The 20,968-nt window shown below is 64.0% G+C and carries 21 protein-coding genes; 14 read left to right on the forward strand and 7 right to left on the reverse strand.

Annotation, left to right across the window (positions count from 1 at the left end; all coding sequences use genetic code 11):
* Positions 1 to 12 precede the first annotated feature (12 nt).
* The 8 genes from BGP85_RS26475 (at position 13) to BGP85_RS26510 (ending at position 9,253) form a co-directional block, all read left to right on the forward strand.
* Positions 13 to 1,380 (forward strand): PepSY-associated TM helix domain-containing protein, encoded by a 1,368-nt coding sequence (locus BGP85_RS26475; RefSeq protein WP_103445851.1) that lies wholly within the window; start codon positions 13 to 15, stop codon positions 1,378 to 1,380.
* A gap of 212 nt (positions 1,381 to 1,592) precedes the next feature.
* The gene (gene cycA, locus BGP85_RS26480) at positions 1,593 to 2,999 is read left to right on the forward strand and encodes a D-serine/D-alanine/glycine transporter (RefSeq protein ID WP_103445852.1); all 1,407 of its coding nucleotides are present in this window, start codon (positions 1,593 to 1,595) and stop codon (positions 2,997 to 2,999) included.
* Between the two features lie 190 nt (positions 3,000 to 3,189).
* Positions 3,190 to 4,455 carry an urea ABC transporter substrate-binding protein gene (urtA, locus tag BGP85_RS26485; protein WP_103445853.1) on the forward strand — a complete coding sequence of 422 codons (1,266 nt, stop codon included), beginning with the start codon at positions 3,190 to 3,192 and terminating at the stop codon, positions 4,453 to 4,455.
* A gap of 112 nt (positions 4,456 to 4,567) precedes the next feature.
* Positions 4,568 to 6,055 (forward strand): urea ABC transporter permease subunit UrtB, encoded by a 1,488-nt coding sequence (gene urtB / locus BGP85_RS26490; RefSeq protein ID WP_103445854.1) that lies wholly within the window; start codon positions 4,568 to 4,570, stop codon positions 6,053 to 6,055.
* Positions 6,055 to 7,134: an urea ABC transporter permease subunit UrtC gene (gene urtC, locus BGP85_RS26495; protein WP_103445855.1), complete on the forward strand. Its 1,080-nt coding sequence runs from the start codon at positions 6,055 to 6,057 to the stop codon at positions 7,132 to 7,134. Before urtB ends, urtC begins: the two co-directional genes overlap by 1 nt.
* Complete coding sequence (gene urtD, locus BGP85_RS26500; protein WP_181004440.1) at positions 7,131 to 7,988, forward strand: urea ABC transporter ATP-binding protein UrtD; 858 nt, start codon at positions 7,131 to 7,133, stop codon at positions 7,986 to 7,988. Before urtC ends, urtD begins: the two co-directional genes overlap by 4 nt.
* Before the next feature lie 19 nt (positions 7,989 to 8,007).
* Entirely contained in the window at positions 8,008 to 8,706 is a 699-nt protein-coding gene (gene urtE / locus BGP85_RS26505) for an urea ABC transporter ATP-binding subunit UrtE (RefSeq protein WP_103445856.1), read from the forward strand.
* 31 nt (positions 8,707 to 8,737) lie between these two features.
* Positions 8,738 to 9,253, forward strand: a complete 516-nt coding sequence (locus BGP85_RS26510; RefSeq protein WP_103445857.1) for a GNAT family N-acetyltransferase — start codon at positions 8,738 to 8,740, stop codon at positions 9,251 to 9,253.
* A gap of 123 nt (positions 9,254 to 9,376) precedes the next feature.
* On the opposite strand, the gene BGP85_RS26515 is transcribed toward BGP85_RS26510, so the two are convergent.
* Entirely contained in the window at positions 9,377 to 9,682 is a 306-nt protein-coding gene (locus BGP85_RS26515; RefSeq protein WP_103445858.1) for a chaperone modulator CbpM, read from the reverse strand.
* Positions 9,683 to 9,684: 2 nt separating this feature from the next.
* The gene (cbpA, locus tag BGP85_RS26520) at positions 9,685 to 10,653 is read right to left on the reverse strand and encodes a curved DNA-binding protein (RefSeq protein WP_103445859.1); all 969 of its coding nucleotides are present in this window, start codon (positions 10,651 to 10,653) and stop codon (positions 9,685 to 9,687) included.
* A 163-nt stretch (positions 10,654 to 10,816) separates the two neighbouring features.
* On the opposite strand from cbpA, the gene BGP85_RS26525 reads away from it, so the two are divergent.
* Positions 10,817 to 12,088, forward strand: coding sequence for an Hsp70 family protein (locus BGP85_RS26525; RefSeq protein WP_103445860.1), 1,272 nt, complete (start codon positions 10,817 to 10,819; stop codon positions 12,086 to 12,088).
* Positions 12,089 to 12,215: 127 nt separating this feature from the next.
* Here BGP85_RS26525 and BGP85_RS26530 read toward each other — a convergent pair whose 3' ends face one another.
* From BGP85_RS26530 to BGP85_RS26540, 3 genes are all read right to left on the reverse strand, one after another.
* The gene (locus BGP85_RS26530; RefSeq protein WP_054887833.1) at positions 12,216 to 13,223 is read right to left on the reverse strand and encodes an AI-2E family transporter; all 1,008 of its coding nucleotides are present in this window, start codon (positions 13,221 to 13,223) and stop codon (positions 12,216 to 12,218) included.
* A 70-nt stretch (positions 13,224 to 13,293) separates the two neighbouring features.
* Positions 13,294 to 13,581 (reverse strand): PsiF family protein, encoded by a 288-nt coding sequence (locus BGP85_RS26535; protein ID WP_103445861.1) that lies wholly within the window; start codon positions 13,579 to 13,581, stop codon positions 13,294 to 13,296.
* A gap of 62 nt (positions 13,582 to 13,643) precedes the next feature.
* On the reverse strand, positions 13,644 to 14,432 hold the full coding sequence (locus tag BGP85_RS26540) for an AraC family transcriptional regulator (RefSeq protein ID WP_103445862.1): 789 nt from the start codon (positions 14,430 to 14,432) through the stop codon (positions 13,644 to 13,646).
* A gap of 123 nt (positions 14,433 to 14,555) precedes the next feature.
* Here BGP85_RS26540 and BGP85_RS26545 point away from each other — a divergent pair, with 123 nt between their 5' ends.
* Positions 14,556 to 15,428, forward strand: a complete 873-nt coding sequence (locus BGP85_RS26545; RefSeq protein WP_103445863.1) for a DMT family transporter — start codon at positions 14,556 to 14,558, stop codon at positions 15,426 to 15,428.
* Here BGP85_RS26545 and BGP85_RS26550 read toward each other — a convergent pair.
* A complete protein-coding gene (locus BGP85_RS26550) occupies positions 15,425 to 16,315 on the reverse strand; it encodes an esterase/lipase family protein (protein WP_103445864.1) in 891 nt (296 codons plus the stop codon). The genes BGP85_RS26545 and BGP85_RS26550 overlap by 4 nt on opposite strands.
* Positions 16,316 to 16,439: 124 nt before the next feature.
* Between BGP85_RS26550 and osmE the strand changes: the two genes are divergently transcribed.
* Positions 16,440 to 16,781 carry an osmotically-inducible lipoprotein OsmE gene (gene osmE / locus BGP85_RS26555; protein WP_103445865.1) on the forward strand — a complete coding sequence of 114 codons (342 nt, stop codon included), beginning with the start codon at positions 16,440 to 16,442 and terminating at the stop codon, positions 16,779 to 16,781.
* Between the two features lie 48 nt (positions 16,782 to 16,829).
* Positions 16,830 to 17,360, forward strand: coding sequence for a ferritin-like domain-containing protein (locus BGP85_RS26560; RefSeq protein WP_103445866.1), 531 nt, complete (start codon positions 16,830 to 16,832; stop codon positions 17,358 to 17,360).
* A 26-nt stretch (positions 17,361 to 17,386) separates the two neighbouring features.
* Here BGP85_RS26560 and BGP85_RS26565 read toward each other — a convergent pair whose 3' ends face one another.
* Positions 17,387 to 19,453: an AsmA family protein gene (locus BGP85_RS26565; protein ID WP_103445867.1), complete on the reverse strand. Its 2,067-nt coding sequence runs from the start codon at positions 19,451 to 19,453 to the stop codon at positions 17,387 to 17,389.
* A gap of 340 nt (positions 19,454 to 19,793) precedes the next feature.
* On the opposite strand from BGP85_RS26565, the gene BGP85_RS26570 reads away from it, so the two are divergent.
* Positions 19,794 to 20,201 carry a phage infection protein gene (locus BGP85_RS26570; protein WP_103445868.1) on the forward strand — a complete coding sequence of 136 codons (408 nt, stop codon included), beginning with the start codon at positions 19,794 to 19,796 and terminating at the stop codon, positions 20,199 to 20,201.
* Positions 20,202 to 20,323: 122 nt separating this feature from the next.
* Positions 20,324 to 20,959, forward strand: a complete 636-nt coding sequence (locus BGP85_RS26575) for a TetR family transcriptional regulator (protein ID WP_103445869.1) — start codon at positions 20,324 to 20,326, stop codon at positions 20,957 to 20,959.
* Positions 20,960 to 20,968 lie beyond the last annotated feature (9 nt).

Genomic DNA, 20,968 nt, shown 5'->3' on the forward strand with positions numbered 1-20,968 from the left:
CAGGAGGTTCCCATGAGAGGAACACGCATCAACTTCTACAACCTGGCCTGGCGTTGGCACTTCTATGCGGGGCTGTTCGTGGCGCCGTTCATGATCCTGCTGGCGATCACCGGGATCATCTACCTGTTCAAACCGCAGCTCGACCCGCTGCTGTACCGTGACCTGATGGTGGTCGAAGCCGGCCATCATCGACAGGGCGCCGACACACTGCTGGCCGAAGTGCGCCAGGCCTACCCGAAAGGCCATGTCGGCCAGTACCTGCCGCCAACCAATGCCGAGCGCAGCGCGCAGTTCGTGGTGCATGACGGTGGCCGCGAGCTGAACGTGTTTGTCGACCCGTACAGCGGCAAGATCCTTGGCGAGCAGGACGGCAAGCAGAACCTGCAGGCCATCGCCCGCGCCCTGCACGGCGAACTGATGGTCGGTACGGTCGGTGACCGCCTGGTTGAGTTGGCCGCTGGTTGGGGCATCGTGCTGGTGGTGTCCGGCCTGTACCTCTGGTGGCCACGCGGGCGCAACGGTGCCGGTGTGCTGTGGCCACGGTTCGCGGCAAAAGGTCGATTGTTCTGGCGCGACCTGCACGCGGTGACCGGGTTCTGGGGTTCGGCCCTGCTGTTGCTGATGCTGGTCAGCGGCATGACCTGGACCGGCATGTGGGGCAAGCAGTACGCCGATCTGTGGAACCGCTTCCCGGCGGCCATGTGGAATGACGTGCCCAAGTCGGACCAGCAAGCTCGCGAACTGAACAGCGCGCACCGTCAGACCGTGCCGTGGGCGATGGAGAACACGCCGATGCCGCAATCCGGCGCGCATGCCGAACATGCCGGGCATCACATGATGGACAGTGCTCCGGCTGCGCCTCAGGTGAGCCTGCAGCAGGTGGAAGACATCGCCACTTCACGCCAGGTCGAACCGGGTTACAGCATCACCGCGCCGACCACTGCCGACGGCGTGTACACCATCGCCGTGTTCGCCGACGACCCGCGCAACGACGCGACCCTGCATGTCGATCAGTACACCGGCAAGGTGCTGGCGGATGTGCGCTGGCAGGACTACAGCCCGGTGGCTCGCGCGACCGAGCTGGGCGTGATGCTGCACGAGGGCAAGATGTTCGGGCCGCTGAACCAGATCATCATCCTGCTGGTGTGCCTGATGATTCTGCTGGGTTCGGTAAGCGGCCTGGTGATGTGGTGGAAACGCCGGCCCGAGGGTGGGCTGGGCGTGCCGCCGCTGCGTCATGACCTGCCGCGCTGGAAGACGGCTGTGGGGGTGATGCTGGTGCTGGGCGTGATGTTCCCGATGGTGGGAGTGTCGATGGTGGTGATGTGGGTGGTGGATAGCCTGGTGGTGAAGCGCCGCCGGGTGCTGGCCAGCGCGTGATACCTCACCGGCCTCTTCGCGGGGCAAGCCCGCCCCTACAAGCGATTGCGTTCTCTTGTAGGAGCGGGCCTGCCCCGCGAAGAGGCCGGCACAGGAGAACAGCTGCTACGCAAAAGTCGAGTCGATCTGTCGCGCCCCGATCTGGCACGAGCGTGTTAGCCTAACCGGCTACCTCCGACAAGAAGACCGACCTTCCAAGGGAATGCAGCTTGATGACGCAAACTTCTCCCAACACGCCAGATGAACAACATCTGCAGCGCAACCTGACCAACCGCCACATCCAGCTGATCGCCATCGGTGGTGCCATCGGCACCGGCCTGTTCATGGGCTCGGGCAAGACCATCAGCCTGGCGGGGCCGTCGATCATCTTCGTCTACATGATCATTGGCTTCATGCTGTTCTTCGTCATGCGCGCCATGGGCGAACTGCTGCTGTCGAACCTCAACTACAAGTCGTTCATCGACTTCTCCGCCGACCTGCTCGGCCCCTGGGCCGGCTACTTCACCGGCTGGACCTACTGGTTCTGCTGGGTGGTCACCGGCATCGCCGACGTAGTCGCCATCGCTGCCTACACACAGTTCTGGTTCCCCGACCTGCCGCAGTGGATACCGGCGCTGACCTGCGTGGCCTTGCTGCTGTCGCTGAACCTGGTGACGGTGAAGATGTTCGGCGAGCTGGAGTTCTGGTTTGCCCTGGTCAAGATCGTCGCCATTCTCGGCCTGGTCGCCACAGGCCTGTACATGGTCATCACCGGTTTCACCTCGCCCAGCGGGCGCACGGCGCAGCTGGCCAACCTGTGGAATGACGGCGGCATGTTCCCCAATGGCCTGATGGGCTTCTTCGCCGGCTTCCAGATTGCCGTGTTCGCGTTCGTCGGCATCGAACTGGTGGGCACCACCGCCGCTGAAGCGAAGAACCCTGAGCGCACCCTGCCGCGGGCGATCAACTCGATCCCGGTACGGATCATCGTGTTCTACGTGCTGGCACTGATCGCGATCATGGCGGTGACCCCATGGCGCGACGTGGTACCGGGCAAGAGCCCGTTCGTGGAGCTGTTCGTGCTGGCCGGCCTGCCGGCGGCGGCGAGCATCATTAACTTCGTGGTGCTGACTTCGGCGGCCTCGTCGGCCAACAGCGGCGTATTCTCCACCAGCCGCATGCTCTATGGCCTGTCCCAGGAAGGCGATGCGCCCAAAGCGTTCGAGAAACTGTCGAGCCGCTCGGTGCCGGCCAACGGCCTGTACTTTTCCTGCACCTGCCTGCTGCTGGGTGCGGTGCTGATCTACCTGGTGCCGAACGTGATCGAGGCGTTCACCCTGGTCACCACCGTCTCGGCGGTGCTGTTCATGTTCGTCTGGACGCTGATCCTGCTGTCGTACCTGAAGTACCGCAAAAACCGTGCGGCACTGCATCAGGCTTCGAAGTACAAGATGCCGGGCGGGCGTTTCATGTGCTACGTGTGCCTGGTGTTCTTTGCCTTCATCCTGGTGCTGCTGAGCCTGGAGGCCGACACCCGCTCGGCGCTGGTGGTGACGCCGATCTGGTTCCTGCTGCTGGCGGTGACCTACCAGTTCGTGCGTAGCCGCCGTCATCCGCGCTCGGCGGTGCGTAACAGCTGACTCAGCAAGGGGCCGCACAGCGGCCCCAATCCTGTGCACACGAATCCAACAAGCACCAAGCTGGACCTCGCAAACGCCCCAACACCTCGCACAACCCCTCTATTACGAACCTTCCGCCACTAGGCACACCCCTTGCAACGCCCCTCCCCGCTTGGCCAACACCATAAAAAACTCAGCGGAGAGAGAGCACATGAAGCGTCGCAGTCTGATCAAGGCCTTTACCCTCAGCGCATCGATTGCGGCAATGGGCCTTAGCTGGAGCATCCAGGCGGCCGAGACCATCAAGGTCGGCATCCTGCATTCGCTGTCGGGGACCATGGCCATTTCCGAGACCTCGCTCAAGGACATGGCGCTGATGACCATCGAGCAGATCAACGCCAAGGGCGGGGTAAACGGCAAGATGCTCGAACCGGTGGTGGTCGACCCGGCCTCCAACTGGCCGCTGTTCGCTGAAAAGAGCCGCCAGCTGCTGACCCAGGACAAGGTCGCCGTGGTGTTCGGCTGCTGGACCTCGGTGTCGCGCAAGTCGGTGCTGCCGGTGTTCGAAGAGCTCAACGGCCTGCTGTTCTACCCGGTGCAGTACGAGGGTGAAGAGATGTCGCCGAACGTGTTCTACACCGGTGCTGCGCCCAACCAGCAGGCCATCCCGGCGGTGGAATACCTGATGAGCGAGGACGGCGGCAGCGCCAAGCGCTTCTTCCTGCTGGGTACCGACTACGTGTACCCGCGCACCACCAACAAGATCCTGCGCGCGTTCCTGCACAGCAAAGGCGTGGCCGACAAGGACATCGAAGAGGTCTACACCCCGTTCGGCCACGCCGATTACCAGACCATCGTCGCCAACATCAAGAAGTTCTCCGCCGGCGGCAAGACGGCAGTCATCTCCACCGTCAACGGCGACTCCAACGTGCCGTTCTACAAGGAACTGGCCAACCAGGGCCTGAAGGCCACTGACGTGCCGGTGGTGGCGTTCTCGGTGGGTGAAGAAGAGCTGCGCGGCATCGATACCAAGCCGCTGGTGGGCCACCTGGCCGCGTGGAACTACTTCGAGTCGGTGGATAACCCGGTCAACCAGAAGTTCGTCGCCGACTGGAAGGCCTATGCCAAGGCCAAAGGCCTGCCGGGTGCCGACAAGGCGGTGACCAACGACCCGATGGAAGCCACCTACGTGGGCATCCACATGTGGGCCCAGGCCGCCGAGAAGGCCAAGTCCACCAACGTCGACAAGGTCCGCGAGGCGCTGGCCGGGCAGACCTTCAAGGCACCGTCGGGCTTCACCCTGACCATGGACAAGACCAACCACCACCTGCACAAGCCGGTGATGATCGGCGAGATCCAGGATGACGGGCAGTTCAGCGTGGTCTGGGAAACCGAGCAGCCGCTGCGGGCGCAGCCGTGGAGCCCGTTCATTCCGGGTAACGACAAGCGTCCGGACTATGCAGTGAAAGGTAACTGAGTGCATGGGGCTGCTTTGCAGCCCATTCGCGGGGCAAGCCCGCTCCTACACGGACCTGTAGGAGCGGGCTTGCCCCGCGAAGAATCCAACACCGATTTTCAGGATTGCCCGCATGCTCAGATTCCTGCTCACCCTGCTCCTGCTGATCCCCCTGGCCTCCCAGGCCAGCGAGGGCGAATTCTTCCTCACCGCCAAGCCCGCCGAGCAGGCCCGACTGCTCGAAAGCTGGGCGGCACAACCTGATGCCGCGCGCCTGCCGCTGCTGGACAACCTGCGCCAGGGCCGTATCGCCGCCGATGACACGCGCAAGGTACGCCTGAACAACCGCCTGCGCGGCCTGATCGACAACGCCCTGGCCAGTCACCAACTGCTCAGCGACGACAACGCCACGCGCCTGGCCGCCGCCCAACAACTGCAAAAGAGCGCGCAACCGGCGCAGATGGCCTTTCTCGACCGGCGCTTCGCCAGCGAGCCAGACGCCGCCGTGCATGCCGCCCTCGGCCTGGCCCTGGCCAACCTGCAACTAGGCGCCGGCGAGCCGGCCGTGCGCCTGGCCGCCGTGCGCCTGCTCGGCGAAACCGGTGACCCGCTGGCCCGCACCCGCCTCGAAGCGCTGTTGCAGCCGGGCGCGGAAAGCGACCCGGGCGTGCGCACCGCCGCCGAAACCAGCCTGGCCCAGGTCAAGCGCAAGCTGCTGGTCGGCGAACTGCTCGGCCAGGCCTTCAGCGGCCTGTCGCTGGGCTCGATCCTGCTGCTGGCCGCGCTGGGCCTGGCGATCACCTTCGGCCTGCTCGGGGTGATCAACATGGCCCACGGCGAGATGCTCATGCTCGGCGCCTACAGCACCTACATGGTCCAGGTGCTGCTGCAACGATACGCCCCTGGTGCCATCGAGTTCTACCCGCTGATCGCCCTGCCGGTAGCCTTCGCGGTCAGCGCCGGGGTCGGCATGGCCCTGGAACGCACGGTGATCCGCCACCTCTACGGCCGCCCGCTGGAAACTCTGCTGGCCACCTGGGGCATCAGCCTGATCCTGATCCAGGCCATCCGCCTGCTGTTCGGCGCGCAGAACGTAGAAGTCAGCAACCCGGCCTGGCTGTCGGGTGGCATCCAGCTGCTGCCTAACCTGGTGCTGCCGTACAACCGCCTGGTGATCATCGGCTTTGCGCTCGCCGTGGTGTTGCTCACCTGGCTGCTGCTCAACCGAACACGCCTGGGCCTGAACGTGCGCGCCGTCACCCAGAACCGCAACATGGCGGCCTGCTGCGGCGTTTCCACCGGGCGCGTCGACATGCTCGCCTTCGGCCTTGGCTCGGGCATCGCCGGCCTGGGCGGCGTGGCCCTGAGCCAGGTCGGCAACGTCGGCCCGGACCTGGGCCAGAGCTACATCATCGACTCGTTCCTGGTGGTGGTGCTCGGCGGCGTCGGGCAACTGGCCGGCAGCCTCTGGGCAGCGTTCGGCCTAGGGATAGCCAACAAGCTGCTGGAGCCGCAGATCGGTGCGGTGCTCGGCAAGATCCTCATCCTTGCGTTGATCATTCTGTTCATCCAGAAGCGCCCGCAAGGCCTGTTCGCCCTCAAGGGACGGGTAATCGACTGATGAACCAGCCACTGCTTGTCACCGCTACGCAAAAGGCCGGGCCACGGCTGTCGCTGGCCATCGGCGCGGTCGTCGTCCTGCTGCTGGTGGCCCTGCCGCTGCTGTCGCTGCTACCGGCCGATCACACCCTGCAGGTCTCGGCCTACACCCTCACCCTGGTCGGCAAGATCCTGTGCTACGCCATCGTCGCCCTGGCCCTTGACCTGGTCTGGGGCTATGCCGGGTTGCTGTCGCTGGGCCACGGCCTGTTCTTCGCCCTCGGCGGCTACGCCATGGGCATGTACCTGATGCGCCAGGCGGCCGGCGACGGCCTGCCCGGGTTCATGACCTTCCTGTCGTGGAGCGAACTGCCGTGGTACTGGGCCGGTACCCAGCACTTTGCCTGGGCCCTGTGCCTGGTGGTGCTGGCACCCGGGCTGCTGGCGCTGGTGTTCGGCTGGTTCGCCTTCCGCTCGCGGATCAAGGGCGTGTACTTCTCGATCATGACCCAGGCCCTGACCTTCGCCGGCATGTTGCTGTTCTTCCGTAACGAAACGGGCTTCGGCGGCAACAATGGCTTCACCAGCTTCCGCACCATTCTCGGCTTCGACATCGCCGCGCAGGGCACCCGCGCGGTGCTGTTCCTGCTCACCGTCGGCCTGCTGCTGGCCAGCCTGTACCTGTGCTGGCGCCTGACCCAGAGCAAATTCGGCCGCCTACTCACCGCCGTGCGCGACGCCGAAAACCGGCTGATGTTCTGCGGCTACGACCCGCGCGGTTTCAAGTTGCTGGTGTGGGTGCTCAGCGCCGTGCTGTGCGGCTTGGCCGGTGCGCTGTACGTGCCGCAGGTGGGCATCATCAACCCCAGCGAAATGTCGCCGACCAATTCCATCGAAGCCGCCGTGTGGGTGGCCCTGGGCGGGCGTGGCACGCTGATCGGCCCGCTGCTCGGTGCCGGCCTGGTCAATGGCATGAAGAGCTGGTTCACCGTGGCCTTCCCGGAGTTCTGGCTGTTCTTCCTCGGTGCGCTGTTCATCCTCGTGACCCTGTACTTGCCCAAAGGTGTGGTCGGCCTGTTGAAGAAAAGGAGCCAGCCATGAGAGGCGTGCCCCCGGTCCACCCGGAATTCATGCTCGAACCCGTATTCGACACCCTCGGCAGCGGCCGCGAGGCGATCGGCCTGGGCCACAGCCGCAAGGCCGGCCTCGACACCCGCCACGGCACGGTGCTGAGCCTTGAGGACATCAGCGTCAGCTTCGACGGCTTCAAGGCGCTCAACGCACTGAACCTGTACATCGGCGTCGGCGAACTGCGCTGCATCATCGGCCCCAACGGCGCCGGCAAGACCACGATGATGGACGTGATCACCGGCAAGACCCGCCCCGACACGGGCAGCGCCTTCTTCGGCGACACCCTCGACCTGACCCGCATGAGCGAGTACCAGATTGCCCAGGCCGGCATCGGCCGCAAGTTCCAGAAGCCCACGGTGTTCGAGGCGCTGACCGTGTTCGAGAACCTGGAGCTGGCGTTGAAGACCGACAAGTCGGTGTGGGCCAGCCTGGCCGCGCGCCTGAGCGGCGAACAGCGCCAGCGCATCGAAGAAGTGCTGACTACCCTGCGCCTGCTGCCACTGGCCCAGCGCCAGGCCGGCCTGCTGTCGCATGGGCAGAAGCAGTTTCTCGAGATCGGCATGCTGCTGGTGCAGGAGCCACAACTGCTGTTGCTCGACGAGCCAGTGGCGGGCATGACCGATGCCGAGACCGAGTTCACAGCCGAGCTGTTCAAGGGCCTGGCCGGCAAGCACTCGCTGATGGTGGTGGAACATGACATGGGCTTCGTCGGCAGCATCGCCGACCATGTGACCGTGCTGCACCAGGGCAGCGTGCTGGCGCAAGGGTCGCTGGAACAAGTGCAGGCGGATGAGCGGGTGGTCGAGGTTTACCTGGGTCGCTGATCAATACCAAGGACAAGACATGCTGAAAATCGACACCCTGCACCAGTACTACGGCGGTAGCCATATCCTGCGCGGCCTGTCCTTCGAGGCCAAGGTCGGCGAAGTCACCTGCCTGTTGGGCCGCAACGGTGTGGGCAAGACCACCTTGCTGCGCTGCCTGATGGGCCTGGTGCCGGCCCGTGAAGGCAATATCGAGTGGGAAGGCAAGCCGATCACCACGCTCAAGCCCCAGCAGCGGGTGCATGCCGGGATCGCCTACGTGCCCCAGGGCCGGGAAATCTTCCCGCGCCTGACTGTCGAGGAAAACCTGCTGATGGGCCTGTCGCGCTTCCCGGCCCGCGAGGCACGTGAAGTACCCGCGTTCATCTACGAACTGTTCCCCGTGCTTGAGCAGATGAAGCAACGCCGTGGCGGCGACCTGTCCGGTGGCCAACAGCAACAGCTGGCCATCGGCCGAGCCCTGGCCAGCCGCCCGCGGTTGCTGATCCTCGACGAACCGACCGAAGGTATCCAGCCCTCGGTGATCAAGGAAATCGGTGCGGTGATCCGGCGCCTGGCCGAGCGGGGCGACATGGCGATCCTGCTGGTGGAGCAGTTCTACGACTTCGCCGAAGAACTGGCCGACCAGTACCTGGTCATGGCCCGTGGCGAAATCATCCAGCGCGGCCGGGGTGAAAACATGCAGGCTGAAGGTGTGCGCGGGCTGGTAACCATTTAATCTGCAATCAACGATCCTGCGAGACGCTGTCATGAGTTACGTAATCCGCGATGCCCTGGCCACCGACATACCGGGCATCCTCGACATCTACAACGACGCCGTGCGCAACACCACGGCAATCTGGAACGAAACCCCGGTGGACCTGGGCAACCGCCAGGCCTGGTTCGAAGCACGGGCGCAGCAGGGCTATCCGATCCTGGTGGCCGTGGATGAGACCGGTGTGCTGGGTTATGCCTCGTTCGGCGACTGGCGGCCGTTCGAAGGGTTTCGCATGACCGTGGAACACTCGGTGTATGTGCGCGGCGACCAGCGTGGCAAGGGCCTGGGCCCGGTGCTGATGGCGGCGTTGATCGAGCGGGCGCGTGGGTGCGGCAAGCATGTGATGGTCGCGGCCATCGAGAGCGGCAATGCCGCCTCGGTGCGCCTGCATGAGCGGCTGGGCTTCGTGGTGAGCGGGCAGATGCCGCAGGTGGGGGTGAAGTTTGGCCGCTGGCTGGATTTGACCTTCATGCAGCTGGTGCTGAACCCGGGTGCCGAACCAAGTTGAGTTCGGTGCTGAATTCTTCGCGGGACAAGTCGGATCGCCGCACCGCCGCTCCTACAGGATCACCGTTGCCGCCGGGTCCTGTAGGAGCGGGCTTGCCCCGCGAAAGGGCCGGGCCTGCAAACCTCACATCTGGGTGAACCTGCCTAGCCGCTGCTTCAACATGCTGTTCTCACTGCGCAGCTGCTGCACCTCTTGCAGCAGCTCCAGCGCCAGCGCCACCCCTTCCCACTCCAGTTCCAGCTCCTGATGCAGCTTCGCCGCGCGCTTGGCCAACAGCGGCGCCTGATCGTCGAACAACCAGTCCTCCGGCGTTCGCCCCGAAGGTTCGACAATGCCGTGCTCGACGATTTCGATCACGTAGTCAGCCGTGATATCGGCTTCCTGACACAGGGTACGCATGTCCAGTTGAACGATCAGGGTGGTGCTCATGATCACTTACTCCATTGTGTCCTCGGGTCGAACGCCGCTTTCTCGGAAAGCTGGGTCCACAGTTCACGGGTAGCAGCGTCGGAAGCTGGCGGCATCACCACTTTCAGCTGCGCGTAGAGGTTGCCGCGCTCGCCGTTCTTGTTCGCCAGGCCCATGCCCGGCACGCGCAGGCGCTGGCCGCTCTGGCTGTCGGGGCGGATGGTCAGGTTGATCTTGCCGGTCAGGGTCGGCACCGCCACCTTGGTGCCCAGGGCTGCCTCCCACGGCGCCAGCGGCACAGTGATGATCAGGTCATGACCTTCGACATCGAACAGCGGGTGAGGTGCCATGCGTAGGGTCAGGAACAGGTCGCCATTGGCACCACCGCCAACACCCGGGGCGCCCTGGCCCTTGAGGCGGATGCGCTCGCCGTCGGTGACCCCGGCAGGAATCTTCACGTTCAGGGTCTTGGTGGTGAACCCGGTGCGCTGGCCGGCCGCGTTGGTCTGCGGCACCTGGAAGCTGATCTGCTTGGATTCCTTGCTCAGGGTTTCTTCCAGGAAGATCGCCAGTTCCAGTTCCACGTCCTGCCCTCGCCTGCCGGCACTGCGTTGTTGTTGCCGGCCGCCACCACCGAACGGGTTACCGCCACGGGCACCGAAGATCGAGCTGAAGAAGTCGGAGAAGTCGCCGCCCTCGAAGCCATCGCCAGCGCCACCCGCGCCGCCCCGGCTCTGCCAGCCCGGTGGCGCCTGGAAGGGCCGGCCATGCTGGCCGCCGTACTTGCGGATTTCGTCGAACTCAGCGCGTTTCTGCGCGTCACCAAGTACCTCGTAGGCCTCGTTGGCCTCCTTGAACTTGTCCTCGGCGTCACGCTCCTTGCTCACGTCAGGGTGATACTTGCGCGCCAGCTTGCGGTACGCGGCCTTGATCGCCTTGTCGTCCGCTGTGGGCTCTACGCCGAGTATCTTGTAATAGTCTTTGAAGTCCATCTGCGGATCACCAATGTGAATTTTCGTGTTGCATCTGAAGATAGGGGTCAAGCATAGCCTTTCAAGGTTCGCTTGGGGTTGCCTCAAGGCAGACGATCGGTCTTGATTCTGTAGCCAACTGGCATAAACTGCGCGGCCGTTTTGCCTCCGGAAGCTTTTTCCCATGTCTGACGTATCGCCGGCCCGCGCCCTGGGCATCGACTTCGGCACCTCCAACTCCACGGTCGGCTGGCACCGTCCGGGCGTCGAATCGTTGATCGCCCTGGAAGACGGCAAGATCACCCTGCCGTCGGTGGTGTTCTTCAACATCGAAGAGCGTCGCCCGGTGTATGGCCGCCTGGCGCTGCACGAGTACCTGGAAGGCTACGAAGGCCGTCTGATGCGCTCGCTCAAGAGCCTGCTGGGCTCCAAGCTGATCAAGCACGACACCAGCGTGCTGGGCAGCGCCCTGCCGTTCAAGGACCTGCTGGGGATGTTCATCGGCGAGCTGAAAAAGCGCGCCGAGGCTGCCGCCGGTCGTGAATTCGAGCAAGTGGTGCTGGGCCGCCCGGTGTTCTTCGTCGACGAAGACCAGGCCGCCGACCAGGAGGCCGAGGACACCCTGGCCGAGGTAGCGCGCAAGATCGGCTTCAAGGACGTATCGTTCCAGTACGAGCCGATTGCCGCGGCGTTCGACTACGAGTCGGGCATCAGCCGTGAAGAGCTGGTGCTCATCGTCGATATCGGCGGTGGTACGTCTGACTTTACCCTGATCCGCCTGTCGCCCGAGCGCCACCTGGTGGCCGAGCGCCAGAGCGACATCCTCGCCACCGGCGGCGTGCACATCGGCGGTACCGACTTCGACAAGCAGCTGAGCCTGCAGGGCGTGATGCCACTGTTCGGCTACGGCAGTCGGATGAAGAGCGGCGCACTTATGCCGACCAGCTACCACCTGAACCTGGCCACCTGGCACACCATCAACGCCCTGTACTCGCAGAAGTCGCAGCTGGCGCTGGGCAGCATGCGCTACGACATCGAGGACACGCTGGGCATCGATCGCCTGTTCAAGCTGATCGAAGAGCGCGCCGGGCACTGGCTGGCGATGGAAGTGGAAGCCAGCAAGATCGAGTTGACCGAGCAGGTCAGCCGCCGCGTCGACCTCAGCCGTGTCGAGCGCGAGCTGGGTGTGGACCTGACCCGTGCGCTGTTCGAGGAGGCCATCGAAGGGCTGCTGGAGCGGGTGCGCGGCAGTGTGAGCGAGTTGCTGACCAAGGCTGGCGTGAGCGCGGGCCAGGTCGACACGGTGTTTTTCACCGGCGGTTCGAGCGGGATTCCGGCACTGCGCAACAGCGTGTCGGCGATGCTGCCGAATGCGCGGCATGTGGAAGGCAACATCTTTGGCAGCATCGGTAGCGGCCTGGCTATCGAGGCCCGCAAGCGCTACGGCGCGGCCTGACAACCCTTTATTGCCTGCACCGGCCTATTCGCGGGACAAGCCCGCTCCTACAAGATCACCATTGCCTCTGAGCAATAGGTAATCCTGTAGGAGCGGGCTTGTCCCGCGAATAGGCCGGTACAGGAGATCACACCAACTCGGCCCGCTTCAGCTCACTCTTCAGGTAGGCATAGTAGACCGGCCCCGCCACCACCCCCGGCAAGCCGAACGCCGCCTCGAACACCAGCATCGCCAACAACAGCTCCCAAGCCTTGGCACTGATCTGCCCACCGACGATCTTGGCGTTGAGGAAGTACTCGACCTTGTGGATCACGATCAGGTAACCCAGCGCCGCCGCCGCCACCCAGATCGACAGCGACATGCCGACGATGGTGATCAGGGTGTTGGACATCAGGTTGCCGATCACCGGCAGCAGCCCGAGCAAGAAGGTCAGCACGATCAGCGTCTTGGTCAGCGGCAGGTGCACGCCGAACAACGGCATCACCACGGCGAGGAAAATGCCGGTGAACGCGGTGTTGAGCATCGAGATCTTGATCTGCGCGAAGACGATGTTGCGAAACGCCTGCACCAGCAGGTTCAGCCGCTCGAACAGGGCCGCAGCCAGGGGCTTGCGCCGGGAAATGTCGGGGATACGCTGCAGGGCGATGATGGCTCCGAGGATCATGCCGATCAGCAGGGTCACGAACATGTGCGCCATGCCCTTGCCCACCAGCTGCAGGTCGCTCAGGTGGCTCTTGATCCAGTCACCGATCGCCACCTTGAACTCCGCCGCGCTGGCCGGCAGGTAGGCTTCGATGAACGGCGGCAGCTGGCTGCGAGCGCGTTCGACCAAGGTCATGAACTTGTCCAGCGAGGCACCGGGGTTCTCGGCTTCGTGCAGCAGGAAGCTGAAGGCACCGGCTATCAGCAGGGTCAGCACGCTGACCACCAGCACACCCAGCAGCGCCACCGCCAACCAGCGCGCACGCTGCCCGGCGATCAGCGGTTGCAGGCGCGGGGTGAGCATGTTCACCAGTTCGAACACCAGCAGCCCGGCCAGCAGGCTGGGCAGCAATTTCAGGGGCAAAGCCAGCAGCAGCCCGGCCATGACGATGATCAGGCTGGCCAGGGTGATCTGGCGGGGGGTGAAAGTCATACAGCCTCGACGGCAGACGGCGGGAATGCCCGCAGTCTGCCAGCCTTCGGGGCACAGGCATAGGCGCAGGTCACTTCTTCTTCAGGCAGTCGCTCATGTACGCCTTGCGCTCGTCGCCCTTGAGCGCCTTGGTGGTGGCGTCGGCGTTGCAGGTCTTCATCTTGTCCTGCTGAGACTGCGGCACGTCCTTTTTCAGGCAAGTGCTCATGAACGCCTTGCGTTCATCGCCCTTGAGGGCCTTGGTCGTGGCATCGGCGTTACAGCTTTTCATCTTTTCCTGTTGTGCCGTGTTGGCGGCGAATCCTTGCGCGCTGAACAGCACAGCCAGCGCCAGCAATGGCACGTGCAACATCTTCATGGAGTGGTCTCCTTGTCTCCGCGCCCGATGCACGGGGTCAGGCTGAGTGTAGACAAGAATTCTTACACACCATGCCGGGCCTGCCGCCGGTACTGCTCCGGTGTACAGCGGGCCTGGCGCTGGAACATGGCGATGAATGCCGAGGCGCTGCTGTAGCCCAGGTCAAACGCAATCGCCTGGATCGGCAGCCCGGCCTCCAGGGCCTCGATGGCGCGCAGAAAGCGCAAGCGCAGGCGCCATTCGCCGAAGCTGATGCCCAGTTCGCGCAGGAACTGGCGGGCCAAGGTGCGCTCGCTGACATGCACCCGAGCAGCCCAGTCGGCCAACGGCCGGTTGTCGCCGGGCTCGGCGGTGAGGGCATCCAGCACCTTGCGCAGGCCCTCGTTGTGGGAGAAGGGCAAGTAGCAGGTCTGGGTCGGCGCCTGGTGCAGTTGGTCGAGCAATACCTGCACCAGGCGCTGGTCGCGTTCATCCTGCGCCACCCGCATGTCGCGGCGGGCGAAGTCACCGAGGATGGCCTTGAGGATGTCGCTGATGATCAGGCTGCACGGCTGCGACGGCAGTTCAGCGCACAGGCCGCGGTCGAGATAGACCGAACGATAGACGATGGCCTGGGGGTTGTAGCAGCCATGCTCGGTACCTGGCGGTACCCACACCGCATAGTGGGGTGGCGAGAGGAAGCGCTGGCCGGCGACATCCAGATGCATCACCCCGTGGGCGGTGTAGTTGAGCTGGCCCCAGGCATGACGATGGGGAACACTGTGGGTGTCGGCGCCGAACTCGTCATGGCGGAAGTACACCGGAGCCGGGAGTTGGGCGAACTGTGGGATGTCGAGGTATTTGCGCGGCATGCTGTCTGCTTCGTGGGGCAGGTTGTCTGGATGGAAGTATAGGCTTATGAACAGACAACCGATAATGAGCCTCCATGAGGGCCTGCCTTCCAGCCCCAGCCAAGCCATACGAGTAACTGCTCCATGAACTACCTCTTCCCTCTTGTCGCCATCTTCATCTGGGCCGGAAATACCGTGGTCACCAAGATGTCGGCCGGCGCCATCTACCCTGCCGAAATCGGCTTCTACCGCTGGCTGCTGGCCGGCGTACTGTTCACCCCGTTCCTGCTGCCCGCCGTGTGGCGCAACCGTACGGCCATCCGCCCGCACTTGGGCAAGGTGGCCATCCTCGGCGTGCTGGGCATGGCCGTGTACCAGAGCCTGGCGTACTTCGCCGCTGGCATCACCAGCGCCACCAACATGGGCATCATCCTCTCGCTGATGCCGCTGATGTCACTGGCACTGTCCATCGCCTGGCTGGGCCAGCGCCTGAGCTACGGGGCCCTGGCAGGTGCAGTGGTGTCGTTCGTCGGTGTGCTCGAAGTAGTCTCCGCCGGCCAGCCCGGCATCTTGCTGGAACAAGGCTTGAACGACGGCGACCTGCTGATGCTGGTAGCGACCCTGGCCTACGCGCTGTACAGCTTCCTGCTGAAGAAATGGCAATTGCGCCTGCCACCGTTGCAGCTGCTGTACCTGCAAGTGCTGGTAGCCATCCTGGTGTTGCTGCCACTGTTCCTGCTTTCGGACAAGACCGGCCTGAATGGCCACAACATCGGTTTGGTGCTGTATGCCTGCGTGCTCGCCTCGATGATCGCGCCGCTGGTGTGGATGCAGGCCGTGCATCGCCTGGGGCCAAGCCGTACCACGCTGTTTTTCAACCTGCTGCCGGTGGTGACCGCGCTGATCGCCGCAGTAGTCCTCGACGAACGACTGGCCAGCTATCACCTGATCGGTGGTTTGCTGACCTTGGTCGGGGTCATTCTCGCCGAGCGCTGGGCCACTCCGATACGCCGCTAGAGCCCGGCGGCCTTGAGCCGTGCCGCATGTTCGGTGAACAGCCGCAGCGGCTCGGCGCCCTTGCCCACGGCGCCCAGCGACTGGTTGACGATATCCAGGTGATCGAGCGGGTAGTCATCGCCGATCACCTGCCCCAGGTGCGAGCTGAAACGCCCGACCATACCGTCACAATGGCCCTTTTCCCTGACGAAACTACGTGCGAACAGCCGGCAGAAGCGGTTGCTGCCGTCGAAGCGGTTGCGCCCCTGGTCGGTCAAGCCCGGCTGCAAGGTGCCGGACCAGGAGTAGTAACGCACGCCGTTCACCTCATACGCCCCCTCCCCGCCCCAGGTATCCGGCAGCCCTTGCGGATAAACCTGGTTGAACTGGGCCACGCCGGCGCTGGTCAGGGCCTGGTGCGAAGCATGCACATCGACCGGCAGCGGGTCGCGCCGCCAGCCGGTTTCCAGCCATACCAGCAACAGTGCCAGGCCATGCAGGATGGCCTTGAGCATGCGCCCCTGGGGCGATCCACCAGGCGCTGTTCGCTCAAGGTGATCGGCCAGTTCCGAGCCATGATTGGGCCCCGCCACCGAAGTGACCGAAGCCACCCGAGCCGGCCGCTTGGCCGCCGCATAACGTGCGTTCAGCGCCCCTTGGCTGTGGCCGATGAGGTTGACCTTTGCCGCGCCAGTGCGCTGGCAGATGTCTTCGATGATCGCCAGCAGCTGCTCACCACGCACCTCGTTGGAATGCAACGGCGAGACCTGCACCGGGAACACCTGCGCGCCACCCTTGCGCAACGCCGGCACGATGCCGAACCAGTACGGATAGAGCAGCACCCGGACAAAGCCGAGCATGCCCGGCACCAGCACCAATGGGTATCGCGTGGCCAACTCCTGCTGCATGGCTTGAGCCCCTTTCCGTGGACGATCGGCCAACACTAGCGCCGCTTCGATGACCATCGCAATCGAACTCCCGACGTGCCGCGTGGTTCCAACCCAGAACAGACCCTTTGCAAGGAGCGGGACCATGTACAAGCAGACCCTGGCAATCCTTCTGGCAAGCGCCACCCTGGCCGCCTGCGGCAGCCGCCCGGAAAACCCGGTGGACTATGTCACCTACCGCGACGAACCGCTGGTCAAGCAGGTGGAAAACGGCATGACCATGCAGAAGGTCATCGCCATAGGCGGCAGCCCGTCGAACGTGATCGACTTGCCGCACGGGGGTACCTGCAACGACTACATCCTCAACCGCGACGGCCACCAGCAGCCGTACTACGTGCGCTTCGACGCCACCGGCCATGTCGATGCCAAGGGTTTCAAGACCTGCAAGCAACGAGAAGAGGACAGCAAAGCCGCCCACGGCGCTTGAGCCTCCTACGTACCGTGAACACCCGTCCTGATCTGTTTGGAGACAATCATGAGCAACGTTGAACTGACCGATGTGCAAACCCTGCGCAAACGTGCCCGCGAGCATGTCGAGCAAGGCGCGGTGACCGAGGGTTACCACGCCGACCGCCAGGAAATCCTGCGCCTGCTCAACGAGTCACTGGCCACCGAACTGGTCTGCGTGCTGCGCTACAAGCGCCATTACTTCATGGCCAGCGGCATCAAGGCCAGTGTGGCGGCCAGCGAGTTCCTCGAACATGCGAATCAGGAAGCCGAGCATGCCGACAAGCTGGCCGAGCGCATCGTGCAGTTGGGCGGCGAGCCGGACTTCAACCCGGACAACCTCAGCAAGAATTCCCATGCGCAGTATGTGGCGGGCAACTCGCTGAAGGAGATGGTGCTGGAGGACCTGGTGGCGGAGCGGATTGCGATCGACAGTTATCGCGAGATCATTCAGTACATCGGCGATAAAGACCCGACCACACGGCGGATCTTCGAGGACATCCTGGCCCAGGAAGAAGAGCACGCGGACGACATGTCCGACCTGCTTCAGGGGCTGTAATTGCTGGGGGCGCTTCGCGCCCCTTGCTATTTCTGCTTTTTCACCGCAGCCGGCGCCTTGCCGGCTTTCATCTGCTGCAGCAAGGGCGTGCACTGGTTGGGCGCATCACCGCTGCTCGGTGCCACCAGCGCCAGCAACCCGGCCGCCGGGCCGGCAACCACGCCCAACGCCACCATCCCCGCTCCACGCAGCGCCAGCGGCACCGCCTGCACCCCGGCACTCGGCTTGGCAAACGGCCCGCGCACATACAGCGGCGAACGCAACGAGAACAGCCGCAGCCCCTTGGACTCCGGAGTGACCTTCAAGTCCAACTGCTCACTGGCAAAGTTGGCCGTGCCGTTGACGTAGATGATCGCGTTTTCGGTATCGAAGATGAACAAGCGCGTGGTCGCCAGCCCATCCTTGATACCGATGTCCGCTGCAGCACAGTTGATCTTCACATCTTCATCGCCGAACAGCTTGCCAACCACGTAGTTACCGACATTGAGCCCGGCAATCTCCATCAGGCTGCGGCTGATGGCGCCATCATTGATCAGCATGCGCAGGTTGCCATTGGCCGTACCCAGCAACGCCGCCACCGAGTTGCCACGGCCGCTGATGTCGGCATCGCCGTTGAGCTCGCCGAAGCTGGTCTGCATCGGCGCGAAGCTGGGGAACAGCTGCTTTAGCTTGAAGCCACGCGCCGTCAGCTGGGCGCGCCCCTGTAGCGGCACGTTACGGCCGTCCAGGCGAATGTTTGAAGCCAGGCTGCCACCGGCCACGCCAAAGCGTAGCGGCTCCAGGCGCAGCAAGCCGTCGTCGAGGATCACGTGGGCGGACAGGTCGTTGAAGGGCAGTTTTTCACTGTGCACGATGCGCTTGCCGGCAAAGGTGACGTCGGCATCCATGGCCCGCCAGCGTTCGGTGCGGAACTCTTCCACCGGCAGCACCTTGTCGGCCGGCTGCTTGCTGGCGCCGCCGCGGGCTTTCTGCTCGGCATTGGAGTCGGCGCCGATCAGCGGGGCCAGGTCCTTGAACAGCAGCTGGTTGGATACCAGGTTGCCGGAGAGCTTGGGCCGTGGCTGGCTGGCGACGAAGGCCAGGTCGCCATGGATGTCGCTGTCGCCAATCTTGCCGTTGAAGCCCTGGTAATTGAAGGTCGCGCCTTCAGCGGCATGCAGGTTGGCGCGGAGCCGGCCGTCGGTGGAATAGGCCGGGGTGTCCGGCAGCGTCACACCGGTCAACGGGTAGAGGTTGCCCAGGCTGGCACCGGACAGGCGCAGGCGCAGGTCCAGCGCGCCGAGGTTACGTGGGTCGGTCAGGGTACCGGCGAGCACCACATGGGTATCGGCAATGTGCACATCGGCCTGCAGCGGAAACGGCTGGCTGGCGTCCTGCAGCGCCAGCAGGCCGCCGATCTTGCCGATACCGGACACCGGCTGGCCCTTGTAGCGGCCCTGGGCCTTGAGCCCGAACGCATAATCCTGGGCGCCTCCCACCTTTTCGGCGCCGGCCTTGCCGACGATTTCACTGAAGGGGATCGGCTTGCCGAGCGGGTCGATCTGCACCTTCATGCTGGTTTTCAAGGTCTGGTCATCGAAGCTGACATTGCCTTGGTCGAAGCCAATGGCACCGATGTCCAGCTGCCACTTGGACGGCTCCTCGTTCTCGTCCTTGGGCCCGAAGTCGAAGGTCCAGTTGGCGCGGCCATCGGCAAGGCGCGTGAGGCTGGCGGTGGGTTTGGTCAGGTCGATGCGCGGGATGCTGATCTGCTGGAACAGCAGCGGCAGCGGCGCCAGGCGGAACTCCACGCGCTCCAGGCCGACCATCTGCGGTTCCTTGAGCCAGTCAGGGTTGCCGAGGGTCAGGTCTTCGGCAATGAAGTGCGGCCACGGCACCCAGGCGCGCCAACCGCCCTCTTCCGGCTCGGTACGCCAGTGCACGGCGAGGTTGCCATTGATCGCGAACGGCCGATGCAGAGCCTCGGAAACCTTCTCGTTGAGCAGAGGCTTGACGCGGTTCCAGTCGAAGGTGGCGATGATCACTACCAGGATCGCCAGCAGGGTCAGCAGGGTGGTTAAGGTCCAGACGAAGATTCTGGCGGGACGCGTCATTGCGTGATTCTCCTGACGGCATGGCACAAAGCAGGCGTAACGATGGCACTTAATATCTCGGACTGATGAAAACCCGCTGGGTTTTACCGAACACGGCCATGATAGCGAGTTTTTTCGGGTTTCTTGCTCGACTTATGGTCTTGGAAAGGGCCTCCCATCGCCTTGAATCGTTACTGGCAAATAGCCGCACAGCACCCTGAAACGACTGGATTAGAGCCTTCAGCGGACGCTATCAATGCCGTCGATTGTTACCATTACCCGTATGAACTTCTCTCTCGCGTCACCGGGCGTAGCATTGGCTTCGTACCCACTTTCCAGCCCCCGAGAGGAGCACCGAACCATGAAACGCACCCTGCTGACCCTGACCCTGTCGATCCTTGCTGCCAACGCCTTCGCCCTGCCAGCCGCTGACCAGCACCTGACCGCCGAAGCACGCTCCAGCGCTGCTGAAATCGCTCAACCGCTGAAAACTGTTGCCGAAGGTGGCTCGGACCGCCTGATCGAACGTTCTGGCCGTGTTGCCGAAGGTGGCTCGGACCGCCTGATCGAACGCTCTGGTCGCGTTGCCGAAGGTGGCTCGGACCGCCTGATCGAACGTTCTGGCCGTGTTGCCGAAGGTGGCTCGGACCGCCTGATCGAACGCAGTGGCCGCGTTGCTGAAGGTGGCTCGGACCGCCTGATCGAACGCAGTGGCCGCGTTGCTGAAGGTGGCTCGGATCGCCTGGTTGCAATCAGCCACGTGAGCTGATCGCCATGGCCGAAAAGAACAACCTCTGTCACACGGCTTGCTCCCCTCCCAGCCCGGTCCATTGACCGGGCTTCGTTTTTTTATCTAGAGTGCCCAGCCTCACCGTCACAGAAGCCCGCCCCATGCTGCCGCGCGCCGAACAGAAGCTACAGACCCGCCAGGCCCTGCTGGACGCCGCCTGCCAGCTCATGGAGAGCGGCCGTGGCTTTGGCAGCGTGAGCCTGCGCGAAGTGGCCAAGGCGGCAGGTATCGTGCCTACCGGCTTCTATCGGCACTTTTCCGACATGGATGCCCTGGGCCTGGCGCTGGTGGCCGAAGTCGACACCACGTTCCGCCAGACCATCCGCCTGGTGCGGCACAACGAATTCGAACTTGGCGGCATCACCGATGCTTCGGTGCGCATCTTCCTCGACGTGGTCGCCGCACACCGCGCCCAGTTCCTGTTCCTCGCCCGCGAGCAGTATGGCGGCTCGCAAGCCGTGCGCCAGGCCATCGCCCGTCTGCGCCAGGACATCAGCGACGACCTGGCCACCGACCTTGCGCGGATGAAGCGTTGGCAGCACCTGGACAACGCCGCGCTGGCAGTGATGGCCGACCTGGTGGTGAAGACCGTGTTCGCCACCCTTCCGGAACTGATCGACAGCCCGGAGCCGGGTTATCCACAGGTGCTGAGCGCCCAGGAAAAGATCACCCAGCAACTGCGCTTCATCTTCGTCGGCGCGCGCCACTGGCAAGGCCTGGGCAACCCACAACCCTAGTTCTGCTAC

It is taken from the genome of Pseudomonas putida, assembly GCF_002906855.1.
Classification (GTDB): domain Bacteria; phylum Pseudomonadota; class Gammaproteobacteria; order Pseudomonadales; family Pseudomonadaceae; genus Aquipseudomonas; species Aquipseudomonas putida_N.

What these genes read in the sequence shown, in the direction of transcription:
- BGP85_RS26475 (WP_103445851.1), top strand. Translation starts at nt 13, where the DNA reads ATGAGAGGAACACGCATCAACTTCTACAACCTGGCCTGGCGTTGGCAC.
- cycA (WP_103445852.1), top strand. Translation starts at nt 1,593, where the DNA reads ATGACGCAAACTTCTCCCAACACGCCAGATGAACAACATCTGCAGCGC.
- urtA (WP_103445853.1), top strand. Translation starts at nt 3,190, where the DNA reads ATGAAGCGTCGCAGTCTGATCAAGGCCTTTACCCTCAGCGCATCGATT.
- urtB (WP_103445854.1), top strand. Translation starts at nt 4,568, where the DNA reads ATGCTCAGATTCCTGCTCACCCTGCTCCTGCTGATCCCCCTGGCCTCC.
- urtC (WP_103445855.1), top strand. Translation starts at nt 6,055, where the DNA reads ATGAACCAGCCACTGCTTGTCACCGCTACGCAAAAGGCCGGGCCACGG.
- urtD (WP_181004440.1), top strand. Translation starts at nt 7,131, where the DNA reads ATGAGAGGCGTGCCCCCGGTCCACCCGGAATTCATGCTCGAACCCGTA.
- urtE (WP_103445856.1), top strand. Translation starts at nt 8,008, where the DNA reads ATGCTGAAAATCGACACCCTGCACCAGTACTACGGCGGTAGCCATATC.
- BGP85_RS26510 (WP_103445857.1), top strand. Translation starts at nt 8,738, where the DNA reads ATGAGTTACGTAATCCGCGATGCCCTGGCCACCGACATACCGGGCATC.
- BGP85_RS26515 (WP_103445858.1), bottom strand. Translation starts at nt 9,682, where the DNA reads ATGAGCACCACCCTGATCGTTCAACTGGACATGCGTACCCTGTGTCAG.
- cbpA (WP_103445859.1), bottom strand. Translation starts at nt 10,653, where the DNA reads ATGGACTTCAAAGACTATTACAAGATACTCGGCGTAGAGCCCACAGCG.
- BGP85_RS26525 (WP_103445860.1), top strand. Translation starts at nt 10,817, where the DNA reads ATGTCTGACGTATCGCCGGCCCGCGCCCTGGGCATCGACTTCGGCACC.
- BGP85_RS26530 (WP_054887833.1), bottom strand. Translation starts at nt 13,223, where the DNA reads ATGACTTTCACCCCCCGCCAGATCACCCTGGCCAGCCTGATCATCGTC.
- BGP85_RS26535 (WP_103445861.1), bottom strand. Translation starts at nt 13,581, where the DNA reads ATGAAGATGTTGCACGTGCCATTGCTGGCGCTGGCTGTGCTGTTCAGC.
- BGP85_RS26540 (WP_103445862.1), bottom strand. Translation starts at nt 14,432, where the DNA reads ATGCCGCGCAAATACCTCGACATCCCACAGTTCGCCCAACTCCCGGCT.
- BGP85_RS26545 (WP_103445863.1), top strand. Translation starts at nt 14,556, where the DNA reads ATGAACTACCTCTTCCCTCTTGTCGCCATCTTCATCTGGGCCGGAAAT.
- BGP85_RS26550 (WP_103445864.1), bottom strand. Translation starts at nt 16,315, where the DNA reads ATGCAGCAGGAGTTGGCCACGCGATACCCATTGGTGCTGGTGCCGGGC.
- osmE (WP_103445865.1), top strand. Translation starts at nt 16,440, where the DNA reads ATGTACAAGCAGACCCTGGCAATCCTTCTGGCAAGCGCCACCCTGGCC.
- BGP85_RS26560 (WP_103445866.1), top strand. Translation starts at nt 16,830, where the DNA reads ATGAGCAACGTTGAACTGACCGATGTGCAAACCCTGCGCAAACGTGCC.
- BGP85_RS26565 (WP_103445867.1), bottom strand. Translation starts at nt 19,453, where the DNA reads ATGACGCGTCCCGCCAGAATCTTCGTCTGGACCTTAACCACCCTGCTG.
- BGP85_RS26570 (WP_103445868.1), top strand. Translation starts at nt 19,794, where the DNA reads ATGAAACGCACCCTGCTGACCCTGACCCTGTCGATCCTTGCTGCCAAC.
- BGP85_RS26575 (WP_103445869.1), top strand. Translation starts at nt 20,324, where the DNA reads ATGCTGCCGCGCGCCGAACAGAAGCTACAGACCCGCCAGGCCCTGCTG.